Consider the following 8,058-nt stretch of genomic DNA (forward strand, 5'->3'; position numbering starts at 1 on the left):
GAAAATGTAAGGGATTAAATTTAATATTAATTCACTATGTTTTACCTTCTTTTCATAAGAGAAAGGAGTTGATAGCTTGCCTCTTAGTTCACATTCCGAACGACTAATGGGGACTACTATCACTATTTCATTAGTGGATGAGCGAGCCGATATCTTGCTCCAAAAATCCTTTGATTTGCTCAAAGAACTTGAATACCGCTTCAATGCCAATAGCCAAAAATCTGAGTTGATGGAAATCAATCATCAAGCTGGAATAGCTCCAGTCAAGGTTCATCCAGACCTGTCCGAACTGATTTCACTTGGATTAGAACATAGCCTAGCGCCCTCTAGTCATCTCAACATCAGCATTGGTCCCTTGATTCAAACCTGGCGCATCGGTTTTTCAGATGCTAAAGTTGCGCAACCTCAAGAAATTGAATCTGTGCTACCTTTAATCAATCCTCAGTATATCGAGTTAGATTCTTCTACTTCCACTGTATTCTTGAAACAGAAAGGAATGAAGATCGATCTAGGTTGTTTAGCCAAGGGCTATAGTGCAGATAAGGTTGCCCAATTTCTGAGAGAAGAGGGAGTGACTTCTGCCTTAATCAATCTGGGAGGGAATATCCTGACCATTGGAAAAAATCAGGCAAGAGGGGATCAGCCTTGGCAAATTGGGATTCAAGACCCAGCCAATCCGAGGGGAAATCACTTAATGACTATCCCTGTTGTCAATCAATCTGTCGTGACTTCAGGTATTTATGAACGTCACCTGACTGTCGATGGAAAAGATTACCATCATATTTTTGACAGCCAAACAGGATATCCTATTGAAACGGAACTAGCTAGTCTGACAATCATCTCTGATAAATCAGTCGATGGTGAAATATGGACAACTCGTCTATTTGGAGAAAGACCCGCTTCTATCCTTTGGCAAGTCGAAAGTTTGGAGGGCATAGAAGCCATCCTCATCGATAAGGAAGGTCACCTAAGCTGTTCTTCAGGAATTCCTACTCTATAGAAACAGATGTTTCAATGGAGTTTTAAAATCGTATTATGTAAAAAGAGAAAGGAAATCTCATGTTAAAACTTATTGCTATTGTTGGAACAAATTCAAAACGTTCTACAAACCGTCAATTGCTTCAATACATGCAAAAACACTTTGCTAAAAAAGCTGAAATTGAACTTGTTGAAATTAAAGACATTCCTGTCTTCAACAAACCAGCAGACAAGCAAGTACCTGCTGAAATTCTGGAAATTGCTACTAAAATTGAAGAGGCAGATGGCGTTATTATCGGTACTCCTGAGTATGACCACTCTATCCCAGCTGTTTTGATGAGCGCTCTTGCTTGGTTGTCTTACGGTATCTACCCACTCTTGAACAAACCAATCATGATTACAGGTGCTTCATATGGTACGCTTGGTTCATCACGTGCTCAATTACAACTTCGCCAAATCTTGAATGCTCCAGAAATTAAAGCAAGTGTCCTTCCAGATGAATTCTTGCTTTCACATTCTCTTCAAGCCTTCACCCCAAGTGGAGACCTAGTAGATCTTGATGTTATCAAAAAACTGGATGCCACTTTTGACGACTTCCGTATCTTTGTAAAAATCACAGAAAAATTGCGTAACGCACAAGAACTACTTCGCAAAGATGCTGAAGACTTTGACTGGGAAAATTTGTAAGATAGGAGACCAAAAAGAATGAAATTTGTTGGACTTGTAGGATCAAACTACGATCAATCATATAACCGTAAACTCTTGGAATTCATCCGTCGTCACTTCAAACTTAAATTTGAATTAGAAGTTCTTGAAATTGACGAAGTTCCAATGTTTAACCAAGACGAAAAATGGGACGAAAGTTTCCAATTACGTTATTTATATAACAAAATTACTCGTGCTGATGGTGTTATCATCGCTACTCCTGAGCACAACCACACAATCTCAGCTTCCCTAAAATCTGTTCTTGAATGGCTTTCATACGAAGTTCATCCATTTGAAAACAAACCAGTCATGATTGTGGGAGCATCTTACTACGACCAAGGTACTTCTCGTGCCCAAGTTCACCTTCGTAAGATTCTTGACGCTCCAGGTGTCAATGCCTACACACTTCCAGGAAATGAATTCCTTCTCGGTAAAGCTAAAGAAGCCTTTGATGTTAATGGGAATATCACAAATGAAGGAACTATTAATTTCCTTGAAACATGTTTAGACAACTTTGTAAAATATGTGGGAGTCGTTTCAAAATTGAAAAAACCAAAACCAATCGCACCAGAAGATTTATATTGTACAAATCCAATTGCAACTACCATTCAAGGAGTTGACCCTGATGATCCTGAATGGGTAGAAAAAGCAGCTGAGCTTGTTGGAGCTGTTTCTGGAGATACTTACGTTAAATTAGACCACGGTATCTTGACAGTTAACCAAATTGATATGTTCTTGAAAGCAATGCCATTTGAGTTGACATATGCGGATGATAATAACCAATTCTTGTACTACAATAACGCCCACCAAGATCCAAACACAATGTATGGTAAACGTGTGCGAGTTCAAGCAGGTAGCCGACTAGGAACAGTACATGCTTCTCTACCACCTGCAAGAATGAAAAACGTTGAGTGGGTTGTAGGCGTATTACGTAATGGTGATCAAGAGTATGTTCGTACAATTGTTCCGGGACAACCAGAAGGTGTAATTAATACTCATAACTATAAAGCAATGTACTATCCAGATGGCTCATATGCTGGAATTAATGAAATCATCTTTAATTTCCAACCATGGCTTGATTGGTACTTAGAAACAACTGGTCAACGTCTAGTTGGTGGAAATGCTGTAGCATCTGCTGGCGGACATGGTCACGGCGATGCAGATGCTACATCTGGAGCTTCTGATGCAGGTGATGCTGGAGGCCACGGTGGTGGCGCAGACGCTACATCTGGTGCAAGCAACTAATAGTAGTTTTAGGAACCATCTTGGTTCCTTTTTTAGCAAAAAAAGACTAGCAAACACAAACTGCTAGTCTTTTGGTATTATTTTATCTATCTTTGTTAAAAGAAAGAATATTTATTATGAATTTGGATCATCGAGACTACGGCCATGTAAACCTTTTTCACGTTGGACTTGACGTAGTTTCTCTGGTGTAACATCGTTTCCTTCTTCGTCCACAATTTTGATCCCTTCGATGTGGTGACGAACAGTGCGACGATAACCTTCGATGTACTCCTCACGTAGTTTGGCTTGTTCAACTTTTTCTTCTGGTGTCAAGCCTTCTGTTTTTTTCTTTTTGGCAAGCTCGTTAATACGAGCAATTTTTTTCGGATCCATTTATTCTCCTTTTTGATAAGATAAAGTCCGTTTATCAAATTTTATTTAGTGTTAATTTGGTTAAAACGAGCAAGCTTAGCTGCTTTCTTGGTTAATTGCGACAAGATTGCCAAACGATTTTGACGAACTGCCTCATCTTCGGCCATAACCATAGTATTCTCAAAGAAGGCATCGATGACTGGGCTAAGAGCAAAGAGCTGTTTCAATTGCTGACTGGCAGTCCCTGACAAAACGAGTGATTCTACTGCTTCTGCCAAGGCTTTTTCTTCTTCATTCTCAAAGAGAGCTGAATCAACTGTAGCAACTCCTTCTGCCTTCTCAGCTAAGTTAAAGGCACGAGAAAGTGATTCAACAGATGGTTTAAAGTCTTCTTCCTTGCTTGCTTCTACGAGAGCACTTGCCGCTTCCAACATATCCGCCACAACAAAGTTTGATCCTGCAAGAACGGCTTCCTTGATATCTTTTGGAGTAGACCCCATCATCTTATCAACACGAGCCTTGATAAAGTCCATAACCTCTGCCTTATTTTCATAAGTCAAGCTGTCAAATTTCAAAGCATAAAGGTTATCAATCAGCTCATCCATAGCAATGTGCCAACCAAAGGCATCCAAGATACGAACTACACCTTGAGTTGCACGACGAAGGGCATAAGGGTCATTAGAACCTGATGGAATTAAACCTACTGAGAAGAAACTCAAAATCGTATCCAATTTGTCTGCAATGGCAAGCACTGCACCGACCTTGCTCTCTGGAAGCTCTCCTTCAGCCGATGTGGGCATGTAGTGTTCACGAATAGCGGCTGCCACTGCTGGAGTTTCACCAGCAAGAAGGGCATATTTCTCACCCATAATTCCTTGGAGCTCGTCAAATTCGCCAACCATACCTGTCAACAAGTCAAACTTGTAAATGGCTGCTGCACGAGCTAGGTCAATCGTTTCATCCGCTGACAAACCAGCCTTTTCTGCCAAGAGAATAGCAATCTGACCCGTACGAATCATGTGTTCACGAAGGGAACCAATCTTCTCATGGAAGGTTACATTGTTTAATTTTTCAACAAGGTCAGAAATAACCAATTTTTGGTCTTCACGCCAGAAGAATTCTCCGTCTTCTAAGCGAGCGACCAAGACTTTTTCATTTCCTTTGATAACATTTTCCAAATGCTCTGCGTTTCCATTACGAACAGAAATGAAGTTTGGCAAGAGTTTACCATCTTGATCACGGACAACAAAATAACGTTGGTGTTCCTTCATCGAAGTCACCAAGACTTCTTCTGGAACGTCAAGGTATTTGGAATCAAAACTTCCCATAAAGGCAGTTGGGTATTCAACCAAGTTCAAGACTTCATTAAGCAAGTCCGCATCAATTTCGATACGTACACTGTGTTCAGCTTCGATTGTTTTGATTTGGTCAACAATCATTTGCTCACGTTCACGAGGATCCGCTATTACAAACTGCTTACGAAGATCTTCTTCATAGCTCAATGCTGACTGAATCTTAGTTTCTTGTCCCAAGAAACGATGACCACGGCTCACACGACCGCCCTTGATATCAAGGAAATCCAAGTCAAATTCTTCTTCATCTAAAAGAACAGTCAAAGTGTGAACAGGACGAATGTATTCAAAACTATTTCCAGCCCAGTGCATGCTGACAGGGAAAGTCAGTGACTTCAAGACATCTACAACACCAGGAACAATAACTTCAACTACTTGTCCAACTTCTTCCTTAGTGACATAGACATATTCTTCACCCTTGATTTCACGGAATTCAATATCTTCAACCGTCAAGCCTTTTCCACGGACAAATCCTTGAGCTGCTTTGGTGAAGTTTCCATCACTATCCAAGGCAATTTTCTTTGCTGGACCCTTGAAATCTTCTGTCAAATCAGACTGCTTGTCTGCCAAACCAGTAACTCGAACAGCCAAACGGCGTGGTGTTGAGAAGGTTTGAATATCTTCAAAAGACAGACGGTTTTCCTTGAGGAAGGCTGCCATTTTTTCACCTAATTGTTTTTCACTTGGTGTGACAACATAGGCTGGTAATTCTTCAAGACCGAGTTCTACTAATAAGTTTTTTGTCATGTTTTTTGTCATGTTTTTTCTCCGAAAATTATCTTTTTATTTTCCAGTTTGCCTTATGTGATGGGCTCGCAAGCAACCAACTTCGTTGTTTCATTGCTAAAATTGGAGCCAAAAGTCTCCAATTTTGCCTAGTATCCTTAGCTTTACTAAGGATACATTCATCACTGCGGCAACTGGCTCAGGGCTCACTCTGTTCGCTCATTTTCGTAATTTGTCACTCTCTTTATTCTGCGTCTTCTGCTAAGAGTTTAGCCCGTGTTGCTTCATCCAAAAGTGGGTAGCCTAGGCGTTTGCGTTCTGCGACAAAGGTTTTGGCTACGACACGGGCCAGGTTACGGATACGTGCGATATAACCTGCGCGCTCTGTTACAGATACAGCACCACGCGCGTCAAGCAGGTTAAAGGTGTGTGAACATTTGAGAACATAGTCATAGGCAGGGTGAACCAAGCCTTCTTCCAAAGCACGACCAGCTTCTTTTTCAAACTTATCAAAGTTTTCAAGCAACATTTCTTGGTCCGAAATTTCAAACGAATATTTTGAGTGCTCGTACTCAGGCTGGATAAAGATTTCTCCGTATTTTACACCATCGGCCCACTCGATATCATAGACAGAATCAACTTCTTGAATGTAAGAAGCCAAACGCTCCAAACCATAGGTCACTTCCGCAGTCACAGGGCCAGTTGCCAATCCACCAACTTGTTGGAAATAAGTGAATTGAGTAATTTCCATCCCATCAAGCCAAACTTCCCAACCAAGACCAGCCGAACCAGTAGATGGATTTTCCCAGTTGTCCTCAACAAAACGAATATCGTGTTCCAAAGGATTGATTCCTAATTTTTCTAAAGACTCAAGGTAAAGTTCTTGGATATTTGATGGAGAAGGTTTCATAACCACTTGGAATTGGTGGTGTTGGTAAAGACGGTTAGGGTTTTCCCCATAACGACCATCAGCAGGACGACGTGATGGTTCTACATAAGCCGCATTCCATGGCTCAGGTCCGATAGCACGAAGGAAAGTGTAAGGACTCATTGTCCCCGCACCTTTTTCATTGTCATAAGCCTGCATGAGCATACAACCTTGGTCATTCCAAAATTGTTGCAAAGTAAGGATGATTTCCTGGAAAGTCAATTTTTTAGACATTGTTTTCTCCTTTAGTTTTTATATTTCTTTTTCAATTAATTTCTGCTGAACAAACCAATCTAACAAGGGAAGAGTTTTATCTGTATTTGCCCATATATGATAAGAATCTAAGACCGCTTGTACACTACCTAGATTTTCTACCAACTTATCTATTGTCAAAAAACTACGCCAGTATTCGTAAAAAATACTTGCATAGTTCTTATCATAAGTCGAAGAAGCAAAATTATTCAATGAATGCCAACCATACTTCTTCTGAAAAAGTTCTACGAGAGATTGATTAGAAATTTTTTCCGCTTGAAATTCCTCTTCTGTCAAGAAATACTTGCGACTAATATATTCAACCATCCCCTCTTCGAACCAGATATAAGAGTCGTAACCATCAAAATCATCTAAAAAATGCTCCGACCAATGAGCCAACTCATGTCCTACAATCTGTAAGAGGAAATTTTCAGATAAAGAATGATAGTGACTTTCTATTGCTTGAGTTTGCTGAGAACACTCGTAGTCCATCAACTGATGCAAATACAACTCTTTCCAAACAGCTAAATCAGGCGTCATAACCATTCGTCGATTATTTGTATAGGCTGGAACAGCGCTTTCCCTAATAATCTGTGTAGCAGCATTAAAACTTGACCAAATAACGGCTTGCGGTAAATCACAGACTGCAAGTTCATTCTTTAAAAAAGATTGATAAGCTTTCAACTTTTCAGTATTTCTTACTACAAAATCACGAAATGCAGCTAGTTGACTATCGTCTTTTACAAAATAAAGATTTTCCACGTCTCTCCTTTCTTTCACATAATAGATTGAATAAGCGAAAGAACCGCGTCCGACAATCCTAGGTTGATTTAACCTAGGGGCGTCAGAAACGCGGTTCCACCCTAATTTATTACTTCATTGCTTTTGAAAATACTACAGAAAGTGCCAGCTCTTTATTTTGTCCTACTTGGCTCCCACTATCCCAAGCTCGCTTGAAGAACGCCATAAGACTTTCTTTCCTGCTGACTATTATATCAGAATTGTAACATACTGTAAATCAAAAACTATTGAAAGATGTATAGTATTCTCTACTCACTTTTTGAAAAAGTTGCAAGTCCAATAACTGACAATAAGAGAGAAATTCCTGAAATACTTAGAATAATAGAAATCATGTTATTCTCACCAGTGGCTGGTAATTGTTTTCCTTCTTTGTTGACTGTAGCTAAAAGCACTTGTTGACCACTTCCAGCTAGTGTTTTATTCTCATGATTAGCTTCTATAATTGATGGAGTTTTCTCAATTTTATCATTGCTAATTGAAGGCTTAATAGTTGAGACTTGTCTATTGTGACTTACTAATTTAACAGGTTGCACTTGAGAAACTGGCTTAATCGATGCAACTGGTTTAGCTGGATTAACTGCCTTAACTGGTACAACTGGTTTAGTTGGATTAGCTGGTTTAATCGTTACAACTGGTTTAGTTGGATTAGCTGGTTTAATCGTTACAACCGGTTTAGCTGGATTAACTGGATTAATCGTTACAACTGGTTTAGTTGGATTA

Annotated in this window: 8 protein-coding genes; 3 read left to right on the top strand and 5 right to left on the bottom strand. The window is 39.8% G+C overall.

Going from position 1 to position 8,058, the window contains the following annotated elements:
• Positions 1–76: 76 nt before the first annotated feature.
• The 3 genes from CJ239_RS06540 to CJ239_RS06550 are packed head-to-tail and all read left to right on the top strand — an operon-like array spanning position 77 to position 2,928.
• Positions 77–1,000 carry an FAD:protein FMN transferase gene (locus tag CJ239_RS06540; RefSeq protein ID WP_102210962.1) on the top strand — a complete coding sequence of 308 codons (924 nt, stop codon included), beginning with the start codon at positions 77–79 and terminating at the stop codon, positions 998–1,000.
• 59 nt (positions 1,001–1,059) lie between these two features.
• On the top strand, positions 1,060–1,665 hold the full coding sequence (locus CJ239_RS06545; protein WP_102210963.1) for an NADPH-dependent FMN reductase: 606 nt from the start codon (positions 1,060–1,062) through the stop codon (positions 1,663–1,665).
• An 18-nt stretch (positions 1,666–1,683) separates the two neighbouring features.
• Positions 1,684–2,928, top strand: a complete 1,245-nt coding sequence (locus CJ239_RS06550) for an NAD(P)H-dependent oxidoreductase (protein ID WP_102210964.1) — start codon at positions 1,684–1,686, stop codon at positions 2,926–2,928.
• A 114-nt stretch (positions 2,929–3,042) separates the two neighbouring features.
• Here the strand turns inward: CJ239_RS06550 and CJ239_RS06555 are convergent, their stop codons facing one another.
• The 5 genes from CJ239_RS06555 to CJ239_RS11740 all read right to left on the bottom strand — a co-directional run.
• A complete protein-coding gene (locus CJ239_RS06555; RefSeq protein ID WP_084926903.1) occupies positions 3,043–3,300 on the bottom strand; it encodes a DUF896 family protein in 258 nt (85 codons plus the stop codon).
• A gap of 41 nt (positions 3,301–3,341) precedes the next feature.
• Positions 3,342–5,378 carry a glycine--tRNA ligase subunit beta gene (gene glyS / locus CJ239_RS06560; protein WP_102211020.1) on the bottom strand — a complete coding sequence of 679 codons (2,037 nt, stop codon included), beginning with the start codon at positions 5,376–5,378 and terminating at the stop codon, positions 3,342–3,344.
• A gap of 223 nt (positions 5,379–5,601) precedes the next feature.
• Positions 5,602–6,519 carry a glycine--tRNA ligase subunit alpha gene (gene glyQ, locus CJ239_RS06565; RefSeq protein ID WP_000038733.1) on the bottom strand — a complete coding sequence of 306 codons (918 nt, stop codon included), beginning with the start codon at positions 6,517–6,519 and terminating at the stop codon, positions 5,602–5,604.
• An 18-nt stretch (positions 6,520–6,537) separates the two neighbouring features.
• Positions 6,538–7,299 (bottom strand): elongation factor Tu, encoded by a 762-nt coding sequence (locus CJ239_RS06570; protein ID WP_102210965.1) that lies wholly within the window; start codon positions 7,297–7,299, stop codon positions 6,538–6,540.
• Between the two features lie 287 nt (positions 7,300–7,586).
• Positions 7,587–8,058 (bottom strand): LPXTG cell wall anchor domain-containing protein (locus tag CJ239_RS11740; protein WP_180958231.1); only part of this gene is annotated, 472 nt, incomplete at its 5' end.

It is taken from the genome of Streptococcus sp. UMB0029 (genome assembly GCF_002871495.1).
Classification (GTDB): Bacteria; Bacillota; Bacilli; order Lactobacillales; family Streptococcaceae; genus Streptococcus.